Source organism: Marinobacterium rhizophilum DSM 18822, from assembly GCF_000378045.1.
GTDB classification, from domain to species: Bacteria; Pseudomonadota; Gammaproteobacteria; order Pseudomonadales; family Balneatricaceae; genus Marinobacterium_A; species Marinobacterium_A rhizophilum.
Window position 1 is genome coordinate 1 of record NZ_KB899109.1, and the last position, 22,791, is coordinate 22,791.

22 protein-coding genes are annotated in these 22,791 nt (G+C 58.8%); 14 read left to right on the forward strand and 8 right to left on the reverse strand.

The features are described 5' to 3' along the window. Nucleotides 1-598: 598 nt before the first annotated feature. The 4 genes from purU (at nt 599) to F451_RS0119250 (ending at nt 5,127) form a co-directional block, all read left to right on the forward strand. The gene (purU, locus tag F451_RS0119235; RefSeq protein WP_020683045.1) at nt 599-1,459 is read left to right on the forward strand and encodes a formyltetrahydrofolate deformylase; all 861 of its coding nucleotides are present in this window, start codon (nt 599-601) and stop codon (nt 1,457-1,459) included. Nucleotides 1,460-1,680: 221 nt separating this feature from the next. Then, nucleotides 1,681-2,583 (forward strand): bifunctional methylenetetrahydrofolate dehydrogenase/methenyltetrahydrofolate cyclohydrolase FolD, encoded by a 903-nt coding sequence (gene folD / locus F451_RS0119240; protein ID WP_020683046.1) that lies wholly within the window; start codon nt 1,681-1,683, stop codon nt 2,581-2,583. Nucleotides 2,584-2,703: 120 nt separating this feature from the next. Next, on the forward strand, nt 2,704-3,195 hold the full coding sequence (locus F451_RS0119245) for a cyclic nucleotide-binding domain-containing protein (RefSeq protein ID WP_020683047.1): 492 nt from the start codon (nt 2,704-2,706) through the stop codon (nt 3,193-3,195). A 114-nt stretch (nt 3,196-3,309) separates the two neighbouring features. Further along, entirely contained in the window at nt 3,310-5,127 is a 1,818-nt protein-coding gene (locus F451_RS0119250; RefSeq protein ID WP_020683048.1) for an ABCB family ABC transporter ATP-binding protein/permease, read from the forward strand. On the opposite strand, the gene F451_RS0119255 is transcribed toward F451_RS0119250, so the two are convergent. Beyond that, nucleotides 5,124-6,872 carry a SulP family inorganic anion transporter gene (locus F451_RS0119255; RefSeq protein WP_020683049.1) on the reverse strand — a complete coding sequence of 583 codons (1,749 nt, stop codon included), beginning with the start codon at nt 6,870-6,872 and terminating at the stop codon, nt 5,124-5,126. The genes F451_RS0119250 and F451_RS0119255 overlap by 4 nt on opposite strands. A gap of 88 nt (nt 6,873-6,960) precedes the next feature. Beyond that, a complete protein-coding gene (locus tag F451_RS0119260) occupies nt 6,961-7,827 on the reverse strand; it encodes an MBL fold metallo-hydrolase (protein WP_020683050.1) in 867 nt (288 codons plus the stop codon). A gap of 413 nt (nt 7,828-8,240) precedes the next feature. On the opposite strand from F451_RS0119260, the gene F451_RS0119265 reads away from it, so the two are divergent. Beyond that, nucleotides 8,241-9,731, forward strand: a complete 1,491-nt coding sequence (locus F451_RS0119265) for a pyridoxal-phosphate dependent enzyme (RefSeq protein WP_020683051.1) — start codon at nt 8,241-8,243, stop codon at nt 9,729-9,731. Nucleotides 9,732-9,762: 31 nt separating this feature from the next. Here F451_RS0119265 and F451_RS0119270 read toward each other — a convergent pair whose 3' ends face one another. Continuing rightward, nucleotides 9,763-10,065 (reverse strand): HlyU family transcriptional regulator, encoded by a 303-nt coding sequence (locus F451_RS0119270; RefSeq protein ID WP_020683052.1) that lies wholly within the window; start codon nt 10,063-10,065, stop codon nt 9,763-9,765. 151 nt (nt 10,066-10,216) lie between these two features. Continuing rightward, complete coding sequence (locus F451_RS0119275; RefSeq protein ID WP_020683053.1) at nt 10,217-10,438, reverse strand: hypothetical protein; 222 nt, start codon at nt 10,436-10,438, stop codon at nt 10,217-10,219. A gap of 478 nt (nt 10,439-10,916) precedes the next feature. On the opposite strand from F451_RS0119275, the gene F451_RS0119280 reads away from it, so the two are divergent. Next, nucleotides 10,917-11,654 (forward strand): aspartate/glutamate racemase family protein, encoded by a 738-nt coding sequence (locus tag F451_RS0119280; protein WP_020683054.1) that lies wholly within the window; start codon nt 10,917-10,919, stop codon nt 11,652-11,654. A 106-nt stretch (nt 11,655-11,760) separates the two neighbouring features. Next, nucleotides 11,761-13,122, forward strand: a complete 1,362-nt coding sequence (locus F451_RS0119285; protein ID WP_020683055.1) for an NCS1 family transporter — start codon at nt 11,761-11,763, stop codon at nt 13,120-13,122. Nucleotides 13,123-13,196: 74 nt separating this feature from the next. Here the strand turns inward: F451_RS0119285 and F451_RS0119290 are convergent, their stop codons facing one another. Next, nucleotides 13,197-13,841 (reverse strand): glutathione S-transferase family protein, encoded by a 645-nt coding sequence (locus F451_RS0119290; protein WP_020683056.1) that lies wholly within the window; start codon nt 13,839-13,841, stop codon nt 13,197-13,199. A gap of 197 nt (nt 13,842-14,038) precedes the next feature. Here F451_RS0119290 and F451_RS26905 point away from each other — a divergent pair, with 197 nt between their 5' ends. Together F451_RS26905 and F451_RS0119300 are read left to right on the forward strand one after the other, a co-directional pair. Then, nucleotides 14,039-14,434, forward strand: coding sequence for a hypothetical protein (locus F451_RS26905; RefSeq protein ID WP_020683057.1), 396 nt, complete (start codon nt 14,039-14,041; stop codon nt 14,432-14,434). Between the two features lie 114 nt (nt 14,435-14,548). Then, nucleotides 14,549-14,884 carry a glycine zipper domain-containing protein gene (locus F451_RS0119300; RefSeq protein WP_020683058.1) on the forward strand — a complete coding sequence of 112 codons (336 nt, stop codon included), beginning with the start codon at nt 14,549-14,551 and terminating at the stop codon, nt 14,882-14,884. A gap of 80 nt (nt 14,885-14,964) precedes the next feature. On the opposite strand, the gene F451_RS0119305 is transcribed toward F451_RS0119300, so the two are convergent. Continuing rightward, a complete protein-coding gene (locus F451_RS0119305; RefSeq protein ID WP_020683059.1) occupies nt 14,965-15,633 on the reverse strand; it encodes a YceH family protein in 669 nt (222 codons plus the stop codon). Nucleotides 15,634-15,794: 161 nt separating this feature from the next. Here F451_RS0119305 and F451_RS0119310 point away from each other — a divergent pair, with 161 nt between their 5' ends. The 3 genes from F451_RS0119310 (at nt 15,795) to F451_RS0119320 (ending at nt 18,616) form a co-directional block, all read left to right on the forward strand. Further along, the gene (locus F451_RS0119310; protein ID WP_020683060.1) at nt 15,795-16,997 is read left to right on the forward strand and encodes a glycine C-acetyltransferase; all 1,203 of its coding nucleotides are present in this window, start codon (nt 15,795-15,797) and stop codon (nt 16,995-16,997) included. Further along, complete coding sequence (gene tdh / locus F451_RS0119315; RefSeq protein WP_020683061.1) at nt 16,994-18,022, forward strand: L-threonine 3-dehydrogenase; 1,029 nt, start codon at nt 16,994-16,996, stop codon at nt 18,020-18,022. Before F451_RS0119310 ends, tdh begins: the two co-directional genes overlap by 4 nt. A gap of 132 nt (nt 18,023-18,154) precedes the next feature. Next, the gene (locus tag F451_RS0119320; protein WP_020683062.1) at nt 18,155-18,616 is read left to right on the forward strand and encodes an LEA/WHy family protein; all 462 of its coding nucleotides are present in this window, start codon (nt 18,155-18,157) and stop codon (nt 18,614-18,616) included. 181 nt (nt 18,617-18,797) lie between these two features. Here F451_RS0119320 and ppa read toward each other — a convergent pair whose 3' ends face one another. Together ppa and F451_RS0119330 are read right to left on the reverse strand one after the other, a co-directional pair. Beyond that, the gene (gene ppa, locus F451_RS0119325; protein WP_020683063.1) at nt 18,798-19,331 is read right to left on the reverse strand and encodes an inorganic diphosphatase; all 534 of its coding nucleotides are present in this window, start codon (nt 19,329-19,331) and stop codon (nt 18,798-18,800) included. A 120-nt stretch (nt 19,332-19,451) separates the two neighbouring features. Next, complete coding sequence (locus F451_RS0119330; RefSeq protein ID WP_020683064.1) at nt 19,452-20,426, reverse strand: class 1 fructose-bisphosphatase; 975 nt, start codon at nt 20,424-20,426, stop codon at nt 19,452-19,454. Between the two features lie 294 nt (nt 20,427-20,720). Between F451_RS0119330 and mpl the strand changes: the two genes are divergently transcribed. Both mpl and F451_RS0119340 read left to right on the forward strand, forming a co-directional pair. Next, complete coding sequence (gene mpl / locus F451_RS0119335; protein ID WP_020683065.1) at nt 20,721-22,100, forward strand: UDP-N-acetylmuramate:L-alanyl-gamma-D-glutamyl-meso-diaminopimelate ligase; 1,380 nt, start codon at nt 20,721-20,723, stop codon at nt 22,098-22,100. Next, entirely contained in the window at nt 22,097-22,732 is a 636-nt protein-coding gene (locus F451_RS0119340; protein WP_020683066.1) for a flavin prenyltransferase UbiX, read from the forward strand. The genes mpl and F451_RS0119340 overlap by 4 nt, the downstream gene beginning before the upstream one ends. Nucleotides 22,733-22,791: the final 59 nt, after the last annotated feature.

A 22,791-nucleotide genomic window follows, 5' to 3' on the forward strand; every position in this document is an offset into this window, starting at 1 on the left:
GCATGGGCATGGGCATGGGCATGGGCGTAAAGCGTCGGGCTCGCTCTTCATAAGGGCAGCGAAGGTCATAGGTTCAAATCCTGTCCCCGCTACCATATTTAAGAGGAAAGCCTGATACTGAAAAGTGTCAGGCTTTTTTCGTTTCTGAGCAGTGAGCAGCATGAGCGTAAAGCGTCGGGCTCGCTCTTCACAAGGGCAGCGAAGGTCATGGATTCATAAGCCTGTCACTGCTACCACATTCAAGAATTGGTAATCGAAAGTTACCGGTTCTGCAGAAAAGGTCCGAAGTCGAAAGATTTCGGGCCTTTTTCGTTTCTGAGTAGCATGGGTGTAAAGCGTCGGGCTCGCTTCTCATAACGGCAGCGAAGGTCATAGACTGACAAGGGGGGCGAAGGCTATAGCCTCGCCGGCCGCGGTCATAGCCTGCCTCCGCTATCACATTCAAGAGGAAAGCCAGGTGGTTTTTGTCATGGGGTGCTGTGATGGCTGCGGTTTTGGTTGCTGCGGCACAATCTAGATGTCTATCACGCCGCTGAGGCTGGTAAGATAGTCAGCCTTGAGTTGTGCGCCAACGTATAGCGATGGAAAGAGAATAGTAATGAAAGACAAACCCGCTTATATCCTCAGGGTCTCCTGCCCCGGTCGTGTCGGCATCGTTGCCGCTATTGGCAATTTCATGGCAGATCGCGGCTGCTTTATCAAGGAGCTGCATCAGTATGATGATCTCGATACCGGGCGTTTTTTCTCGACGATCGAGTTTGTTTTCGAAGGTAACCAGAAACCCAGTGTCGGGCAGCTAAAAGCCGCATTTGAGGTGACGGCATTGCGCTTCGATATGGAGTGGGAAATCCACGACGCAACCGAGCCTGCGAAAGTGCTGATCATGGTTTCCAAGTATGATCACTGTCTGCGTGATCTGCTCTACCGCCGCGCGACTGGCGAGCTGAACATCGAGATTACAGCGGTGGTGTCCAATCATGAAGATTTGCGTTACATGGCTGAGCGTGAAGGTATTCGATATGTGTACCTGCCGGTAACCAAGGAAACCAAGGCTGAACAGGAAGCCGCACTGCTGCAGCTGATCGATGAAACCAGCAGCGAGCTGGTAGTACTGGCGCGTTACATGCAGGTGCTGAGTGATACGATGTCTAATGCGCTGACAGGCCGCTGCATCAATATCCACCATTCATTCCTGCCAGGCTTCAAGGGTGCCAAGCCCTATTATCAAGCCTACGCGCGCGGTGTGAAACTGATTGGTGCCACGGCCCATTATGTGACCGGAGACCTGGATGAGGGGCCGATTATCGAGCAGATGGTGGAGCGTGTGGACCATGCCCATGACCCTCAGCACCTGACCCAGGTCGGTCGTGATATGGAAGCCCAGACGCTGGCCCGCGCCGTGAAGTATCATGTACGCCGCCGCGTGTTTGAGAACGGACTGCGCACTGTCGTTTTTTAGACGGGGATTGCAAAAACGTTGGGGCGTTATCAGTGCAAGCGACTAACACCTCTCAAAGCTTACTAAAAAGTGCACGTTGCATCGTGCAGATGTGGTTTTAAGTGGGCGATTAACACTCCACTTGCCTGCAGGCAGGCTTTGAGGCCGCCTGTGGCAACAGAGTCGGGGTGCTGCAGGTCCTCTGCCGGCCTGTAACTTTCCATAGAATAAAGGAACAACAGATGAGCGAACGCGCAGAGCATCCAACCCCGTCGTCGGCCGCCCTGATTGATGGCAAGGCCTTTGCGGCACGGGTGCGCGAGGAGGTCAAAACCATGGCGCAGGACTTTGCAGCCAGCCATGGCCGGCAACCCGGACTTGCGGTGGTGCTGGTGGGCTCAGATGCCGCCAGTCAGGTGTATGTGCGTACCAAGGTGCGCCAGGCCGGCGAAGCCGGTATTGCCTCTTTTCCACATTTGCTGGATGCCGATACGACCCAGGCACAGTTGCTGGCGCTGATTGAGTCGTTGAATGCGGATGATCGCGTTGACGGTATTCTGGTGCAGTTGCCGCTGCCGGCGGGACTGGACGAGTCGGCGGTGATCGAGGCAATTGATCCCGGCAAGGATGTGGATGGATTCCATCCCATTAATGTCGGGCGCCTGAGTGCAGGCCAGCCGTCTCTGGTGCCGTGCACGCCGCTGGGCTGCCTGCTGTTGCTGCAGGACCGCCTTGGTGACCTGTCTGGCCTCAAGGCCGTGGTGGTGGGGCGGTCCAACATTGTTGGAAAGCCCATGGGGCAGCTGCTGCTCAACGCCAACTGCACGGTAACGACGGTGCATTCGCGCAGCCGTAACCTTGCCGAAGAATGCCGCCAGGCGGATATTCTGGTCGTGGCCGTGGGCCGCCCCGGCATAATCGGGGCTGATTACATCAAGCCGGGCGCTACCGTCCTGGATGTCGGTATCAACCGGGTAGTGGACGATGCCGGCAACGCCCGCCTGGTGGGTGATGTTGATTTTGCTGCCGCCAGCCAGGTAGCCGGTGCCCTGACCCCGGTGCCGGGTGGCATTGGCCCCATGACCGTGGCCTGCCTGCTGCGCAATACCCTGACTGCAGCACGGTTACGCAGCCAGGCGGGTTAGACGGGCGCCGGGCCTGAAAACAGGCGCCCCCAACTTTACGCAATATCCTGCACTCGAGGCACTATATTTAAAGGTGTCACTCAGCTGTTTTAGTGACTGAAACTGTGCAGGATATTGCTGATGAAAACGCTGGATGTTGACTTCGTCCTGGAATGGCTCAGTCGAGCCTGCCTGCACGAACTCTCCACCTTTGGTGCCCTGTCCGAGGAATGTCTGTGCTTTCTGCTGACCAACGGGCGCTTGCTGCAACTGCACCGTGGTGATCTGCTGTATCGGGCCGGTGATGCCGCAGACGGGTTCTATGTGGTTTTGCAGGGTGAGCTGGGCTTCTACAAGCAATCCGAGGGCCTGGATGTACTGACGCGCCATTTTGGGCGCGGCGAGCAGGTGGGTTTTGATGGCATGATTGGTCTGCACCCACGTTCCGGCACCGCGGTTGCACGTGGGGATGTGGTGGTGCTGGAAATTAGCAGCATGCTGTTTTTTGATTTGCATATGCAGTATCCGGCGGACTTTGGCCTGATGATGATCAACCTGTCCCGCGAGATGTCGCGGGAAATTGCGCTGCTTGAGAACGTCATTGGCCAGAGTGTTGGCTGGAAACCCCAATAGGCTAACCGTATCCTGCGAAGGTCCTGGGGCTGCGGATTTCTGGTCTACCTGCCGGCCCGCAGCGGTTATCATGGCAGGCTCAATTAGTTCTTCATTCTCCAGCAGGCCGGCACCATGAAGCATCGCTCCTACAATCCGGACGCGGATGATTCGACCATCAATCTGCAAACCCTCAAGGCGCTGATCCCGTATCTGCTCGAATACCGCAGCCGCATCCTGCTGGCGCTGGGGTGTCTGGTGGCGGCCAAAGTTGCCAGCGTAGGCATGCCCTTTATTCTCAAGCATATCGTCGATGCGATGGATGCCAGTAGCGGCACGATGGTGGCGCTGCCGCTGGGACTGCTGCTGGCGTATGGCTCGGTACGTTTCGTTAATGTGCTGTTTGGCGAGATCCGCGATACGCTGTTCGGCCGTGTCACTGAGCGCGCCATGCGCCGCATTGGCCTGGCGGTGTTCAATCATCTGCATGCGCTGGAGCTGGATTTTCACCTTAATCGCAGTACCGGGGGCCTGTCGCGGGATATTGAGCGTGGTGTATCGGGGGTCAGCTTCCTGATGCGTTTCATGGTTTTTAACATCGTACCGACCCTGCTGGAGATTGCGCTGGTTATCGGCTTGCTGCTGGTCAACTACTCGGCCTGGTTTGCGCTGATCACGCTCATTGCAGTGGTGGTTTATGTGGCCTATTCGGTGGTGGCGACGGACTGGCGCACGGGTTACGTGCGGGCCGCCAACAAGGCCGATTCGCAGAGCAACTCCCGCGCCGTGGACAGCCTGCTGAACTATGAAACAGTGAAGTATTTCACCAACGAACGTTATGAAGCCCGCCGCTACGACAGGGATCTCGAGGAGTGGGAACTCGCCCGGCGCAAGAACCGTCTCACGCTGTTTGCGCTCAATGGCGGTCAGGCCCTGATCATTGGTCTGGCGATGACCGCCATGATGCTGCTGGCCGGGCGCAACGTGGTGGCTGGCAGCATGACGCTGGGGGACTTTGTGCTGATCAATGCGTTCATGATGCAACTTTTCATGCCGCTGAACTTTCTCGGCTTTGTCTACCGGGAAATGAAGGGCTCCCTGGCCAATATCGAACGTATGTTCGCACTGATGCGACGAACACCCGCGATCAGGGATGCGCCCGATGCCAGGACGCTGCAAATCAGCCGGGGAGAGATCGAATTTCGCGATGTGGATTTTGGTTATGGTCCCGATCGGCAAATTCTTCACGGCGTGAGCCTGCGGGTGCGGCCGCGCCAGAAAGTGGCCGTGGTGGGGGCCAGCGGCTCCGGCAAGTCGACGCTGGTGAAGTTGTTGTTCCGGTTTTACGACGTCGATGCAGGTGCCGTACTGATCGACGGCCAGGACATTCGTTCGGTGAGTCAGGAATCGCTGCGCCGCGCTATTGGTATCGTGCCCCAGGATACGGTGCTGTTTAACGCCTCGATCTATGAAAACATTCGCTATGGCCGCATCGATGCCAGTGATGCTGACGTTGAGGAGGCCATTCGGCTGGCCCATCTGGACGATTTCATTGCCCGTTTGCCTGATGGCCATGACACCCTGGTGGGCGAGCGCGGGCTCAAGCTCAGCGGCGGCGAAAAGCAGCGTGTGGCCATCGCCCGCACGATTCTCAAGCGCCCGCCCATTCTGGTATTTGATGAGGCAACCTCATCACTGGACAGCCGTTCGGAACGCAGTATTCTGCAGGCCATTCGCGAGGTATCCAGGGGGCAGACCAGCCTGGTGATTGCCCACCGTTTGTCCACCATCGTGGATGCCGACCATATCCTGGTGATGCAGGAAGGACGCATCGTTGAGCAGGGCAATCATCAGGCGCTGCTGGACAAAGGCGGCAGCTACGCGCATTTGTGGCGTATTCAGCAACAGCAGAAGCAGCAGGAGCCCGCAGCAGATGCACAGGTAGCGGACTAACCGTATCCGTGTTGAGCTGATGCCGACAGGGGGCAGTGGGCTGCGCCTGTGCTCAGGGCGTGCCAGGCCTGGTAGGTGCTGAGGAAAATGCGCCCAGTCAGGTGATCCAAAAAGTCGCTGTTACGCAGCGCATCCATGACCGGACCCTTAACCTCGCTCAGATGCAGCTGAATACCGGCGTCCCGCAGGCGGGCATTTATGGCTTCCAGGGCTTCCAGCGCCGACGCATCGATGTGATTCACCGCGGGACACATCAGCACCAGGTGCTGGAGCTTCTGCTGCGAAGCCATCTGGGCGTACACGCGATCCTCCAGGAAACGGGCATTGGCAAAATACAGCCCTTCGTCGATTCTGAGAATACAGAGCGCCGGGTCCGTTTCGACCAGGTGACGCTCGATGTTGCGAAAGTGTTCGGTGTGCGGTACCCGTCCGACAATGGCGCTGTGGGGGCGGCTGGTTCGGTGCAGGTAGAGCAGCAGTGACAACACGACGCCGGTCAGTATTCCGGTGGTCACGCCGGCTGTCAGGGTGACTGTGAGGGTGGCGATCAGTGCCAGGGCATCGTGGCGGGAATAGCGCCAGGTTTTCGGTATGGCCCGCAGATCCACCAGGCTGAGGACCGCGACGATAATGGTCGCCCCCAAAACGCTGAGTGGCAGATAGAAAATAAACGGTGTCAGGAATAGCGTGGCCAGTGCGATACCAACCGCGGTAAAAGCCCCGGCTGCGGGGGTGGCGGCGCCGGCATCGAAATTGACCACCGAGCGTGAAAACCCGCCGGTCACCGGAAACCCGCCCGATACCGACGAGACGATATTGCAGCTGCCCAGCCCGATGAGCTCCTGGTCCGGATCGATCCGCTGGCGGCGTTTGGCGGCCAGTGCCTGTGCCACCGACACTGATTCCACGAAACCGATGGTGCTGATCAGCAGAGCCGGCATCCACAGCTGTTCCAGCAGCGGCAGAGACAGGCTCGGCAGTGTCAGGGCCGGCAAGCCCGCCGGTACCAGGCCCAGAATGCGCAAGCCCTGGCTGTTCAGGTCCAGCGCTGCGGCGATCAGCGTGGCAATGACCACGGCCAGTACGGGGCCCGCCTTGGCACAAAGATCGGCCATGCGGGGAGAGTAGCCCGCGCGCAGTAGCCAGGGTTTGAGATAGCGTCGTATCAGTAGCAGAAACAGCAGGCTGCCGGTGCCCAGTGCCAGGCTGATGCCATGAATGCCGCCGCGATGCGCCCACAGGCTTTGCACCAGCTGCCACAGTGTATGTCCGGATGCATCGATGCCCAGCAAGTGCTTGAGCTGGCTGATGGCAATGATCAGCCCCGACGCCGAGATAAACCCGGTCATGACCGGATGACTCAGGAAGTTGGCCAGAAAGCCAAGGCGCAGTACGCCCATGGCGAGCAGCATCACACCGCTCATCAGCGCCAGCATCACTGCCGCATTGAGATAGCCGATGCTGCCCTGCACAGCCACCTGGCCGACGGCCGTGGCTGTCATTAGCGAAACCACGGCGACGGGCCCCACGGCCAGGGTGCTGCTGGTGCCGAAAATGGCATAGGCGACCAGTGGCAGAATGCTGGCGTACAGACCCGCTTCGGGGGGGAGTCCGGCCAGCAGGGCGTAGGCCAGGGATTGCGGGATCAGCATGACCGTTACGATGACCGCCGCCAGCAGGTCATCTGCCAGGTGACCCGACCGATACGCCGGCAACCACGTCAGGATGGGGAAATACTGTTTCATCGCGGCCGGGCTCCTGGGTCAAGGGGCTTCACAGGGCCCGTGCAGTCGTGGGTATTGTCGCCACTGGGCGGATTGTTTGGGGGCAGTGTCAAAACAGGTTCAGGGGGATCTTCAGGTAGTGGGTGCCATTGTCTTCGGGTGGAGGCATATGGCCTGCACGCATATTGATCTGCACCGAAGGCAGAATCAGCTGTGGCATGCTCAGCGTGGCGTCACGTGCGGTGCGCATGCGCACGAAATCATCCTCACAGATATCCGTTTTAACGTGGATGTTGTTGGCCCGCTGCTCGGCGACGCTGCTTTCGTACTCGTATGTATCGCGCCCGTCTGCCTTGTAATCGTGACACATGAAGACTCTTGTCGATGGCGGCAGTGCGAGTACCTTCTGGATGGAGCGGTACAGCGTGCGGGCGTCCCCTCCCGGGAAGTCGCAGCGCGCCGTACCGTAATCCGGCATGAACAGGGTGTCGCCGACAAAGGCGGCATCGCCGATCACGTAGGTGAGGCATGCCGGTGTGTGGCCCGGTGTGTGCATCACACGCCCCGTCAGGCTGCCCAGGGCAAAGGTGTCGTCGTCCCTGAAGAGGCGGTCGAACTGGCTGCCATCGCGGCGAAAATCCTGGCCGGCATTGAAAACCTTGCCGAAAATGTCCTGCACCTGGGTGATTTTTTCACCAATACCGGTGCGGCCGCCCAGCGTTTCATGCAGGTAGGATGCCCCCGAGACATGATCTGCATGTACATGGGTTTCGAGTATCCATTCGACTTTCAGCTGCTCTGCCTGAATAAAAGCGATGATGGCATCGGCAGGGGCGGTACTGGTTCGGCCCGATGCATAATCCAGAGCAAGCACCGAGTCGATGATGGCGCAGGCCGCAGAGGCCGGATCCCGAATCACATAGCTAAAGGTGTTGGTGGTTTGGTCAAAAAAACTTTTGATCTGTGGGAGGTTCATAGCGCACGCCTTTGCTCAGGTCATTGGCATAGTATAAGAACTTTCTAATATTCTTTAAAGGTATAACTATATATCAAAAAGAAATAAGGTTTCTGTTCTTTTAGCGGGTCTCGCCCTTAAGGGCTGGCTGACGGTGAGCCGAGCCCTGGCTATAGCCTCTTGCCGGGTGTGGGAAGCGGATGCGGTCCGCCGTTATCAAATCCGTGGTGCGGAGCCTGTCATGCGTATCAAACAATAGCGTGTTGATCCATTGATACAAGACACGAAAACAGGGGCGTAATGATGCCTGATCTGTGTTCCTGTACTGTGCTTTTCGATCTTTATCCTATGCTTATAAACTGATTAAAAATTCAATTTCCTTATCTGTATCTATGCCGGGGCTGGCGTGCGTTTCCGCTGACAGGAGAAAGAGAATGGGTACCCGTTTTGATAGCATTCTAGGCACGATTGGCCGCACTCCGGTGGTTAGGATCAACAAGTTGGCCCCTGCGGGGGTAAATCTTTTCGTCAAGCTCGAAGCCTTCAACCCGATGGGATCGGTCAAGGATCGCCTTGCTCTGGGGGTTATCGAGGATGCTGAGAAGCGAGGGCTACTCAAACCGGGGCAGACGGTGATCGAGGCGACCAGCGGCAATACCGGTATCGGCCTGGCGATGGTCTGTGCCCAGAAAGGCTACCCGCTGGTGTTGACCATGGCCGAGAATTTCAGTGTTGAGCGCAGGCGCATGATGCGCTTTCTGGGGGCCCAGGTAATCCTGACACCGGCTGCCGAAAAAGGCAGTGGCATGCTGGCCAAAGCCGTGGAGCTGGCCGAGGCGCATGGCTGGTTTCTATGTCGCCAGTTCGAAAACGAAGCCAACGCCGACTTCCACTCCCGCACCACTGCGCCGGAAATCCTTGAGGATTTCGCCGACGTGCAGCTTGACTACTGGGTCACGGGTTTTGGCACGGGGGGAACCCTGAAGGGGGTGGCACGGGTGCTGCGCGAGAAGAGCCCGCAGACCCGTATCCTGGTCTGTGAGCCGGATAATTCACCCTTGCTGGGCAGCGGCGTGAGACAGGTGCGTGCGCCGGATGGCGCACCGGCGGGCAGCCATCCAAGTTTCAGGCCCCATCTGATGCAAGGCTGGACGCCGGACTTTATTTCCAAGCTGACGGAAGACGCTGTTGCGCAAGGGCTCATCGACCAGATCATGCCGATTCCGGGAGACGAGGCGCTGTGCCTGTCCAGGGAGCTGGCGCGAAAAGAAGGGATTTTCTGCGGTATCACGGCCGGCGCGACGCTGGCGGGTGGACTGCGCATCTGCCGAAGCAGCCCGGCGGGGACCAACGTGCTGTGCATGTTGCCCGATACTGGGGAGCGCTACCTTAGCACGCCGCTGTTTGCGGACATCGAAACGGAGATGACGGCTGAGGAGCTGGAGGTCTCACGCTCGACGCCCGGCTATCGCTTTGATCGTCCTTCGGCAGCCCCTGCGGCCAGTGCGGCGGTGAATATCACCCCCGATGCCGAAACCTTTGTGGCGCAGGCGCTGTCGGATCCTGCCCACCCGGTGGTGATGTTTGCGCTGGAGTGGTGCGAGTTCTGCTGGTCGCTGCGCAAGCTGTTTGCCAAGTGCGGTATCGATTACCGTTCGGTCGACCTGGACAGTGCCCAGTATCAGCAGGACAACCTCGGGGGGGCGATACGCGCCGCCCTGAACGCCCATACGGGCTGCATTACGATTCCACAGATTTTTGTGGCAGGGGAGTTTATTGGTGGCTGCACCGAAGTGTTCGATGAATTCAAGTCAGGTCGTCTGCAGCAGCGGCTGGAGCAGGCCGGAGTGGTCTATGACAAGAAGGTCACGATCGATCCCTATTCATTACTGCCCTCCTGGCTGCATCCGCGCCAAAGCAGCTGAGAAACCTGTTCACAGGCTCTCGAACGCTTGATCAGCCCTTGAACAGGTCTTCGCCCAGCTGGTCGATGACGGTTTTGGCTTTTTGCAGGGTAATTTCGTTGCACTGCTCCCGGCTCGGCACCTGATCTGCGCGGATGAGTACATGTTCGCGGATTTCGCCATCCACGGACTTGCGAATCAGGCCGCCGACGCCAAACTGGCCGCCGAGCGAACGGGGTTGGAGAAATATCTGGTATCCCTTGTATTCAATCGGCTCGCCGAGTTTCTCGGCTTTCTTGCCGGGTTCGCTGTCGTGCGCACCAAATACCTTTTTAAGTAATGTACCCAGACCCATCGGGATCTCCTGTTCGGTTTCTGTCGACCACAATGATGAGTGGCACCTGCTTTTCGGGCCATGCCCAGGAGGAGCCGCAGCCGAGTTCTCGCTGACGGTCCCGGTCAGACGGTATCCTTTGGCATTACTTGGGGCAAGGGAATTTGCAACCTCAACGCCTGAGTTCGTCGTCACGATAATGGGAATCCGTCCAGCAGCGGGGCAGGTCTTCGCCGGAAAGGAATACGAGATCGTCCTTGGCAAAGTCTTCGGGGTCCTGCGCTTCCTCGCCATGATTGTAACGGCCTGATATCTGTGCGGAAAAAGGGTTGAACAGGTCTGTCAGTGCAAGAACCTCCACCATATGGCCGCTGGACTTTTGTTTCAGAAACATGGAAAACGCCCCCTTATCGTTATGTGCGCAAATTACTGCCCGTCAATGCCATACCGTGTTAACGGCACGTTGATCGTTTATTTCCAGTTTGGGTCTGTAACACAGCATAGGTGATGTTGAATTGACGCGCCGTACCGGGTTGGCGTAGCCGCACGTCACGGCAACCATCACATTCGTGCGGGGTTCTGGTGGCGGGAAATTTTTTCCTAATGGTGCTGGTTTTTATGCACGTTATTCATGTTATTTCGGGGTTACTGCCAGTGGTTTCTGCTACGCCTCTCCATCATTTTTTGCCGTTAACTGTATGAAATAAAAATATTAAGAAGGTGTTTGCAGCTGCGGTTGATGCCTTGGTGTCGCTAATGTACTGGATATTCTGCTCAAAACAAAATTGTTAACAATAATGTTTTTAATGTTGTGCGCTTCATTGTTTTTTTGTACAAAGATATAAGCGTCCCAACCAAGCGAGAGAGTGAATATGCAGATTCACGTGATAAATCCGAATACAACGGCGAGCATGACCGAAAAAATTGGTGAGGCAGCGCAGCGTATTGCGGCGCCAGATACCCGGGTTATTGCTACAAATCCGCGCAGTGGTCCGGTGTCGATAGAAAGCCACTTTGACGAGGCCATCAGTGCCGTAGGCGTGCTGGAGGAAATACGTGCAGGCGAGCGGGAGCGGGCCGATGCCTACATCATTGCCTGCTTTGGCGATCCGGGTCTGCTTGCCGCCAGAGAACTGACTCGGGCGCCCGTAATCGGTATCGCCGAGGCGGCGTTTCACATGGCCACCCTGATCAGTACCCGTTTTTCAATTGTGACGACCCTGGGTCGTACCGGCATCATCGCTGAGCACTTGCTGCAATCCTATGGATTTGCACACCACTGCCGGCGGGTTCGGGCGGCGGAGATCCCGGTGCTGGATCTGGAAGACAGTGGCGATGCCGCGCTGGAGCGCATTATCGAGGAATGCCGGCGGGCGCGTGATCAGGACAACATTGGCGCCATCGTACTGGGTTGTGGCGGCATGGCGGATCTCAGGGAAAAGATCAGTGAGGAGGTCGGCCTGCCGGTCGTTGAGGGGGTCACCGCTGCGATGAAGCTGGCGGAGTCCCTGGTCAGCCTGGGGCTGGGCACCAGCAAGTACGGTGACTTGGCTTTTCCGCGGCCCAAGGCCTTTAGTGGCCAGTTTGAGCATCTCTCGGGTCGCGGGTAAACGCATTTGCAGGAGTAACGCCGTGGGCCTGGTGCAGCCCTGTGGGGACGCCAAGTCGCAATATAATAACAATACGGGCTTGAGACCCGTTGTGTGAGGAATCATCATGCAGAATCAGCAAGTGTTAACAGGGGCCGCCGTGATAGATGAGCCCGTCCAGACCAAGGCCGCCGGCGAAGAGTCGCTGGCGCCGCAACAAACACGAATCATGGGGCGGGTATCCTACCTGCTGGCCTGGTTCGGCGGCTGTGTATCCATCGGCACCTTTGCGATGGGGTCCAGTATCGTGGGTACGCTCAACCTGCTGCAGGCCTGTGTGGCCATTGCCATCGGCTGTTTCGTCATTGGTATCGCGCTGGCCTTCAACGGCGCAGCGGGTTACAAGTACGGCATTCCCTTTATGGTGCAGGCACGCAGCGCCTTCGGTTTCGCCGGCACCCGCTTTCCGGGCCTGGTGCGGGCGGTGCCCGCCATCGTCTGGTACGGCTTTCAGAGCTGGATCGGCGCCGGCGCCATCAACGCGGTATCGGCCAGCCTGTTCGGCTTCGACAACCTGGTGTTCTTCTTTGTTGTCTTCCAGCTGCTGCAGATCGGCCTGTCGATGTTTGGTTTCCAGGGCATCAAGTGGCTGGAAAACTTCGGCAGTGTCTTCATTTTGCTGTCGCTGGTCTACATGTTCTACAGCGTGATCAATCGCTACGGTGACGAGATTACCACCAACCTGGTGAATATCGAGGGGACCTGGGGCATGCCGTTCTGGGGCGCCACCATGCTGTTCCTCGGCATTTACAGCACCATGATGCTGAACGTTAGTGACTATTCCCGTGAACTTAAAAAGGGTAGCGGCCCGGGCCTGCTGACCACGCTCTACGCCATGTCCATTCTGCCCTGCACCCTGTTCATGGGCCTGATCGGCCTGATGGTGTCCGGCGCCACCGGCGTGTCCGATCCGATCCAGGTGTTTGCCAGCGCGGTGGACAACCAACTGCTGCTGGTCACCACCCTGCTGTTTATCGCCTTTGCCCAGGTCACGACCAACGTGCTGAACAATGTGGTGCCGCCGACCTACATCCTGATGGATGTGTTCAAGCTGAAATTCCGCACCGCCACCATCCTGGTGGGGCTGGCGGCCTTTGGCACCTTCCCCTGGGAGTTGGTGAAGGAAGAGTCCTCGGCGGGGCTGCAACTGTTCGTGCAGACATACTCGGCCTTCCTGGGCCCGATCTTCGCCGTGCTGGTGGTGGACTACTTCATCATCCGCCGTCGCACCCTGGATATCTCCAAGCTCTATGATGAGAGCGGTCCCTACCGTGGCGTGAACTATGCCGCAATCATCGCGTCCCTCATCGGTGCGGCCGTTGCGCTGACCTTCTCGTCGGTGTCCTGGTATGCGAGCCTGATTCCGGCCGGGGTCAGCTACTACCTGCTGATGAACAACTGGTCGGCCTGCGCGCGGTTCCGTAACTAAAACGGCCGGATTTGAAACCATATACAAAAAGCCCGAGCGGCATGCCGTTCGGGCTTTTTGTATTTGGCGGTGGGTTAGCCCGCCTTCAACTTGGCGATCGCCTGCTGCTGCGCCTCGCGCAGCGCCTTGCTGTGATCACGTTCGCTGGCTTTTTGCAACCAGGCGGCCAGTTCTGGCTCGTCGGCCAGTGGGTCCCACTGATAGACGGCACCGACCATGCCCAGCATGAGGTTAACGCAGTGCATCAGCACGATATCGGCATAGCTGAAGTCGGGGCCGGCGACCCAGGGTTCGTAGCGGGCAATCCGCTTGAGACCGGCCAGTCCACGTTCGATGGCGGGACGGACTTCGGCGAGGGCGTCCTGGGAGAGCGGGGCGCCAAACAATACATGACCCAGCAAGCGGCGTGCTGGCGCATCAATATAGAGTTCGGCGTACTTGATAATCTCGCGTGTCTTGGCGCGCTGATAGGCGCCGGTCGGGAACAGGGGCGGAGTCGGCTGAGTCTCTTCCAGGTATTCAATAATGGCCAGTGACTCTGACAGGAAGCCTTCCGGCGTTTCGAGGCAGGGGATCTTTCCCATCGGACTTTTGGCCAGATAGCCTGCGTCCTGTGACGGGGGGGCGCTGACTTCTTCAAACGCCACGCCTTTTTCCAGCATGGCTTGCTTGACGATGTTGTAATAGTTGCTGAGTGCAACGCCGTAGAGTTTCAGCATGATTCAGGTTCCTTGTCTGGTGGGTGCATATCCGTTTCTGAGCCCGGGTCGGGTCACAGGTTCCCAGATAGTGCCGCAGTAATCCGGCGCTGGCCAGCATCAATGTATCCTTCATGCGCGGTTCATCCTCGCTGGTGTCTCATAGGCACTATCAGGAGAGGCAGAGACGTGTTGCCTGTCAGCGCAAGGAGAATCCCATGAAAAAATTCATAATGGCTTTATTGTTTGCATCATTGTTGCCGGTTACGGCGATGGCCAGAGACCTGACCACCGATTCCGCGATCGGTGGCGCCCTGGGGGGCGCGATTGGTGGTGCCCTGGGTGCTGAAATGGGCGGACGTGACGGCGCCGTGCTGGGTTCCGGTCTTGGGGCTGTCGTCGGAACTGCAATCAATACGCGGGATTATCGCAGAGAGCCGCAGCGGGATTACCGGGTGGTCGAGCGTCACGCGGTGGTTGAGCAGCATTACTATCCGGTTGAGCGCCACTACTACGAGAAGCGCCACTACGGCCACAAGAAACATCACCATGGTCACAACAAACATCATCATGGTCACAAGAAGTATCGCCATGAAGGTCACTGGCGCCATTAAGGCGACCTGAATCCGTTAAGCGTTGCCCGCCGAGCTGAACCTGTACGGGCGCTATACCCAACATTGAAAAACTGCTGTGGCCCGGATCTACGGGACGCAGAGGAGGAAACTGCTGTGAAAAAATCGACTATTGCCGTTGCCCTGCTGGCGCTACTGCCAGCCATCTCATTCGCCGGTGACCTGACTGTTGACTCCGCCATCGGCGGGGCCCTGGGGGGCGCTGTTGGTGGGGCTCTGGGTGCCGAACTGGGTGGTCGCGACGGCGCGGTGGTTGGCTCTGGTATCGGTGCTGCGGTCGGTACGGCCGTCAACACCAAGGACCACCGCTCCGAGTATCGGGACGAGCGCAATTACCGCGAGGTGCGCAGGGAGGAGCATCACTACCGCGATGATCACCATAACAACGCCAGCTTCTGCCCGCCGGGACAGCGCAAGAAAGGTAATTGCTGACAGTACGATTAAAAAGGCCGGGAAGGGCAAGCTTCCCGGCCTTTTTAATGGGTTGGCGCAATGAATTTCCAGTTGCGCGCTCAGGTGGTCAGGTCTTCCAGTATTGCCTCGAGTTCGGCAACCTTGGCTTTGAGCTCTGTCACTTCCCGTTCCAGCTGTTCAATCCGGCCCGGGTCTTCGGGTTCCCGGGCGGCGCGTGGTTCTGCCAGTGGCGGGGGCGCCGCCTGACCCGGTTCAATATCGCCACTGAACAGGTGGGCGTAGCGCGACTCCCGTTTGCCCGGTTCCCTGGCGAGCTTGACGATAAAGGGCCCGTCGTCACGGGTCATCAGCCTGTACAGTACTTTCTCAACTTTCAGCACATCGTCGAAACTGCACAGCCGGTTGGTACGTGTGCGCAACTCGCCGGGTGTCTGGGGGCCGCGCAGGAACATGACGCACAGGATACCCAGTTCCTGTTCGCTAAACTGCAGTTCACCGAACTCGGTATTGCAGAAGCGGTGCTTGTATTTTTGTACGCGGCTGCCGAAACCTGATTCTTCCTTGATCAGGCGCAACTGGGCGAGTTCATCCAGCGTTTGCTGCACTGTGCTTTCGTCCAGATCCAGCACCGGGTCGCGGTTGCTTTTCTGATTGCATGCCAGGGTTAATGCATTCAGTGACAGAGGGTACTGATCCGGTGTGGTGATCTCCTTCTCGATCAGCGCGCCGATGACTCGGGTCTGGTAGAGCGACAGATTCAGGTCCATGGGTACTCCTTATTCAACCGCAGACGGATAGTGCTTGAGAGTAAAGTTAAACGTCGTCTTTGGCTAGCCGCATTGGTGCCCGTCCATGTGCAGGACGCGATGGGCTGCTATGGTTTTGGCAGCAGCACCTTTCCCTGAATTCGCTTGAGCGGGAGTACATCATGGACAATGCTTTTCTGGCCCACTTGCAGAACCGGCTGGACACTCTGACAGACGAGGGTTTTTTCAAGACAGAGCGGGTGATCAACAGTGCGCAATCGCCGCTGATCCGCCTTGAAGGCGGAGAGCAGGTGCTTAACTTTTGCGCCAACAACTACCTTGGGCTGGCCAATGATGTGCGGCTGGTGGAAGCCGCTGTCCAGGGGTTGGAGCGCCAGGGCTTTGGCATGGCCTCGGTGCGCTTTATCTGTGGAACCCAGCAGTTGCACAAGGAATTGGAGGCGGCGCTGTCGACCTTTCTGCGCACCGAGGACACCATTCTTTATTCGAGCTGCTTCGATGCCAATGGGGGGCTGTTTGAAACCCTGCTCGATGCCGAGGATGCCGTCATCTCCGATGCGCTCAACCATGCCTCCATCATTGACGGCGTGCGCCTGTGCAAGGCCCGCCGCTACCGCTATCGCAACAATGACATGGCGGATCTCGAGGTGCAGCTGCAGGCCGCCGACGCCGCGGGTGCCCGTTTCAAGCTGATTGCCACCGACGGCGTGTTTTCCATGGATGGTGTGATCGCCGATTTGCGCAGCATCTGCGACCTCGCCGAGCGGTACAACGCCCAGGTAATGGTGGACGATTCCCATGCGGTGGGTTTTGTAGGCCCTGGCGGCCGGGGGACGGTGGAGCACTGCGGCGTCGAGGGCCGGGTGGACATCATCACCGGTACGCTGGGCAAGGCGCTTGGCGGTGCCTCGGGGGGATTTACCTCCGGGCGGCGCGAAATTGTGGCGTTGCTGCGTCAGCTGTCACGTCCTTATCTGTTTTCCAACAGCCTGGCGCCCAGTATCGCCAGCGCCTCCCTGCGGGTGCTGCAGCTGCTCGACAGCGCTGAAGGCGCTGCACTGCGGGTCCGCCTGCAGCGCAACACGGCACGGTTTCGCCAAGGCCTGCAGGCGGCGGGGTTTACCCTTGCGGGGGGAGCCCATCCGATTATTCCGGTTATGCTGGGCGATGCGGCTTTGGCAACCCGCATGGCCGATGCGCTGCTGCTGGAGGGCGTCTACGTGATTGGCTTCAGTTTCCCGGTGGTGCCCCGAGGTCAGGCACGCATTCGTACCCAGATGAGTGCCGCCCATACCGACAGCCAGATTGATGCTGCGGTGGCAGCCTTTACCCGGGTGGGGCATGCTCTTGGAACGCTGTCATGAAGGCGCTGGCCAAGCAGGAGGCGGGGCTCGGGCTCAGCCTGATTCGTACCCGCATGCCCAAGGTCGGGCATAACGACGTGATGATCAAGATCCGCAAGACCGCCATCTGCGGTACGGACATGCATATCTGGAACTGGGATGAGTGGGCGCAGAAAACGATCCCGGTGCCCATGCATGTGGGGCATGAATATGTGGGGGAGATCGTAAAAATTGGGCAGGAAGTTCGCGGCTTTGAGATTGGCGATCGGGTATCCGGCGAGGGGCACATTACCTGCGGGGCCTGTCGCAACTGCCGCGCTGGCCGGCGGCATCTGTGTCGCAATTCGGTGGGTGTCGGGGTAAACCGCGAGGGTGCTTTTGCCGAGTACCTGGTGATTCCCGCCTTCAACGCGTTTCGCATCCCGCCCGATGTGTCCGACGATCTGGCCGCCATCTTCGATCCTTTTGGTAATGCCACGCATACGGCATTGAGCTTTAACCTGGTGGGGGAGGACGTGCTGATTACCGGAGCCGGTCCCATCGGCATTATGGCCGTTGCTATCGCACGCCATGTCGGCGCGCGTACCGTGGTGATCACCGATGTGAACGATTATCGGCTGGGGCTGGCCACGCAAATGGGCGCCACGCGGGCTGTCAATGTACAGCGTCAGTCGCTGAGTAATGTGATGCAGGACCTGCATATGGTGGAAGGCTTTGACGTGGGGCTGGAGATGTCCGGCGTACCCGCGGCCTTTACGGACATGCTGGCCCACATGAATCATGGCGGCAAGATTGCACTGCTGGGTATCCCGCCCGGCAATACCGCGATTGACTGGAACCAGGTGATTTTCAAGGGGCTGGAAATCAAGGGCATCTATGGTCGCGAGATGTTTGAAACCTGGTACAAGATGGTGGCCATGCTGCAAAGCGGACTTAACCTGGCGCCGGTCATTACCCATCACTTCAAGGTGGACGACTTCGAGGCAGGTTTCGCTGCCATGCAGTCTGGCCAGAGTGGCAAGGTCATCCTTGACTGGACGTCCTGACGGGGTGTTCGGGCTGGCTCGCCTGAGGCGTTTGCGCCGGCGACCGGTAGCGTTCAGGTGGGAGCTGCGATACTGTGCAGCACGCGCTGCCCTTGGGTAGTTACTGTAAGAAACAAGCTGGAGATTCAAACGATGCTGACCCTGAAACGGGCACTGCTGGTGTTGTGCGTACTGATGCTGGCCGGCTGTGCGACCGTGCAGCCTGATTTTGAAAAGCCCGAGGTGTCCGTGACATCGTTCAGGGCGCTGCCCTCCGAGGGCATGGCGCCGCGTTTTCTGATCGGGCTGCATATCATCAATCCCAACCGTGAGGCCATCAGCCTGCAGGGTATCACGTACCGGGTATCGCTGGAGGGCCGCAAGCTGCTGAACGGTGTGGCGAACGACCTGCCGAAGGTTCCGGCCTATGGCGAGGTCGATTTCAGCGTGACCGCCACGGCGGATCTGCTGGGTGGCTTCAGGCTGTTGACTGATCTGCTGCAGACAAGGCGAGAGAGCGTCACCTATGAGCTGAGCGCGCGGCTGGATCTGGGCAATTATCTGCCCTATGTCAATGTGGTGGAAACCGGCGAGTTGAATATCGGCGCGCTTTGATCGGCCAGGCATTCGCCGGCAGGTCATGGCTTATCGGATTCGAGCAGTTGAAAGTCCTGTGCGGGGATGCTGGATGATATGAGGGCCCTGAGGCCTGATGTGTAGCGGGTGAAAGTAACGCGAAGTAACAACGTTGCCGGGCGGCGCCAGAAGGCGCAACCCGGCATAGCCAAGCGAGAGCTTACTTGGCGGCTTCGTAGGCGGCAGCGGCCTGTACGATGGCAGCGCGAGCGGCATCGGCATTCGCCCAGCCTTCAACCTTGACCCATTTGCCTTTTTCGAGGGTTTTGTAGTTCTCGAAGAAGTGGGAAATCTGGTCCAGCAGCAGCTTGGGCAGGTCTTCAACGTCCTTGACGTCGTTGTATGCCTGGCTCAGCTTTTCATGCGGCACGGCGATCAGCTTGGCATCTTCGCCGGCTTCGTCGGTCATGTTCAGGACGCCAACCGGGCGGCAGCGAATCACGGAACCGGTAACCACCGGGTGCGGCGTCAGCACCAGCACGTCCAGTGCATCGCCGTCGTCGGCCAGGGTGTTGTTCACGTAGCCGTAGTTGGCCGGGTAAAACATGGGGGCGGCCATGAAGCGGTCAACAAAGATGGCATCGGCGTCTTTGTCGATCTCGTATTTGACCGGGGAGCTTTCCGCCGGAATTTCGATGATCACATACAAGTCGTTCGGCAGGTCTTTACCGGCAGGCACTTTAGCGAAGCTCATGCGTGTCTTCCTGTTTTCAGTTTAAAGGTCGGGTCTGGATTCAGTGACGGATTATAGTCACAGGCGGCCCTTCAGTTGTATACGACTTATGGCCGCCTGGCCGTTTGCATCCGGGGTCACTTACTTTTCGGTGTTGTGGTAGCTCAGCAGGATTTCCACTTCCTCACGCGAACCCAGGGCGACGGAGACACGCTCATGTATCTCCGCGGGCTGGACGTCCATGATCGGAGCGTAACAGGTGCTGGCGATGCCGTCGGCCTGTTCAATCAGGAAACTCATCGGGTTGCCTTCGTACATCAGGCGCAGCTTGCCGGGCTTGGCCGGTTCACGGGCATCCCAGGGGTAGCTGAAAATGCCGCCGCGGGTCAGAACGCGGTGTACTTCGGCCACCATGGAGGCGATCCAGCGCATGTTGTAGTTCTTGCCGCGGGGGCCGTCGCTGCCCAGCAGCAGGTCACCGACATAGCTCTTCATGGCCGGTTCCCAGTGACGCTGATTCGACATGTTGATGGCGAATTCGCGGGTCTGGGTCGGGATCTTGATGTTTTCACGGGTGAGGATGAAGTCACCGGTGTGGGCCAGGGTAAAGAAGTTCACGCCCCGCCCGGTGGTCAGCGCCAGTACCGCTGAGGGGCCGTAGAGCACGTAGCCCGCGGCGACCTGGCGTCGGCCATTCTGCAGGTAGGTGGCGTGCAGGGCCGGGTCTTCGCCGGGGGTGCGTTCCAGTACCGAGAAAATGGTACCCACGGACACATTGATGTCGATGTTGGATGAGCCGTCGAGCGGGTCGAAGGTCACCAGGAAGCGGCCATCGGGGTTTCCGGGAACAGGGTCGTCTTCCTCTTCAGAGGCCAGACCCGCCACCAGGGGGTTGTCCAGCAGAAGCTTTTTCAGCACGTCGTTGGCGATAACGTCGAGCTTTTTCTGGGTTTCGCCTTGCACATTGGTGTTACTGGTGGTGCCCAAAACGCCGGCCAGTTCACCTTCACGCAGCTGCAGTGCAATTTCCTTGCATGCGACCATTAGCGTGGCGATCAAATCGACCAATTGTTCGTCAGTCTTCTGGTGTTTCAGGAACTGGCTCAGGAGCTGCATTGTTCTGCTTAAACCTTTTGGGTTCTGGTAGGGGAGTTTCGGGGCGCAATTGTAAGCCAATTGACAGCCGAATGCATGGTTTGACACCCATGAATTGTAGAATAATCGTGCAGTTGCAGCGAATTCGCGAAGCTTGGAATGTGTTCAGCCAGGCTTCATCGCAGTGCCCGAGAATGTCCGGTTACCGTGCAGGTTCCTGCCGGGAAATCGCAGCCTGCGAGGTTCGCAATGGTGCGGTCTTGCGGTGAAAACGGGTATCATGCCCCAAACCGATGTAGAACAGGATTCTGTTGCGTGCATATCCATATACTGGGCATTTGCGGCACCTTTATGGGGTCGCTGGCCATCCTGGCCAAGGAGCTGGGGCACCGTGTAACGGGCTCCGATGCCAATGTGTACCCGCCCATGAGCACCCAGCTGGAACAGCAGGGTATCGAGCTGACCCCGGGTTTTGATCCCGCGCAGCTGGAGCCTGCGCCGGACATGGTGATCGTCGGCAATGCCATGTCCCGCGGCAATCCCTGTGTTGAATATGTGCTCAATCGCGGGCTGCGCTACCAGTCGGGGCCGCAGTGGCTGTCGGAAAACCTGCTGCACGAGCGCTGGGTGCTGGCGGTGGCCGGCACGCATGGCAAGACCACCACGGCCACCATGCTGGCCTGGGTGCTTGAACACACCGGCATGGCGCCGGGCTTTCTGATTGGTGGCGTGCCGCAGGATTTCCCGGTATCGGCACGGCTTGGGGCCTCACCCTTTTTCGTAATCGAAGCGGATGAATACGACACGGCCTTCTTCGACAAGCGGTCAAAGTTTGTGCATTACCATCCGCGCACGCTGATCCTGAACAACCTGGAATACGATCACGCCGATATCTTCCCGGACCTGGCGGCGATTCAGCGGCAGTTTCACCACCTCGTGCGTATCGTGCCAGGGAATGGTCAGCTGGTGGTGCCTGAGGATCAACCGGCACTGGATGCGGTGTTAGCAATAGGATGCTGGTCTGAACTGGTGCGTACAGGTGTGGGCGAGGAGGCCAGTGCGGCCTGGCAGGCGCGGTTGCTGAGCGAGGATGGCAGCCGGTTCGAGGTCTGGTTCGAAGGCCAGTGTCAGGGCATCGTGGACTGGTCCCACACCGGGCGCCACAACGTCAGTAATGCGCTGGCGGCACTGGTGGCGGCGCGCCATGTTGGCGTGCGGCCTTTGCATGGCATCGAGGCGCTGTGTCGCTTTGGTGGCGTCAAAAGACGCATGGAGCTGGTGGGCGAGGTCGCCGGCGTCTCGGTGTACGACGATTTTGCACACCATCCCACGGCTATCGCAACCACGCTGGCGGGGTTGCGCGCCCAGGTGGGGGATGCACCCATCATTGCGGTGGTGGAGCCGCGCTCCAATACCATGCGACTGGGCGCGCACCGGGACGCGCTCGCGCCTTCGGTCGAGGCTGCCAGTCAAGTGTACTGGTATCAGCCCGAAGGGCTGGACTGGTCGCTGGATGAGGTGGTGGCTCAGTCGCCCGTGCCCGCGGTGCTGGCACGCAATACCGCGGTGCTCATCGAGGATCTGGTGAGTGCGGCCCGTGCCGGTAGCCATATCCTGATCATGAGCAATGGCGGCTTCGACGGCATTCATCAGCGGCTCGTGCAGGCGCTGCACGCGCGGGAGGAGCGGACATGAGCCATGTCGAGCCGCGTCGGGTCACATTGGCCATAACTGGCGCTTCCGGGGCTCAGTACGGCCTGCGTCTTTTGCAGTGTCTGGTGGCGGCGGACATTCAGGTCATGGTGATGATTTCCAAAGCCGCCCAGGTGGTGATTGCCACCGAAACCGATCTTGCACTGCCCGGCCGGCCGGAAGAGCAGGAGACTTACCTCAGTGCCCTTTATGGCGCAGCTTGCGGTCAGATTCGCGTGTTCGGGCGCGAGCAGTGGATGGCGCCGGTAGCTTCCGGCTCCGGTGCGCCTGCATCCATGGTGGTGTGCCCCTGCAGTACCGGCTGCCTGTCGGCCATTGCCACCGGCGCCAGCAACAACCTGATTGAGCGCGCCGCCGATGTTGCTCTCAAGGAGCGGCGCCAGCTGATTCTGGTGCCGCGTGAGGCACCTTACTCGGAAATCCACCTGGAGCACATGCTCAAGCTGACGCGCATGGGGGTGGTGGTGGTGCCGGCGAGCCCGGGCTTTTATCACCGCCCGCAGTCAGTGGAAGACATGGTCGACTTTATTGTGGCGCGCATTCTCAATCAGCTGGGGGTGGAGCAGAACCTGTTACCGCGCTGGGGTGATGGTTTGCTGTCGTCCCCGCGCTGATCGACAGGCGGTAATGCAATGAAATAGCGCCGGGGGTAGAATGCCGGCTGTCTTTACGT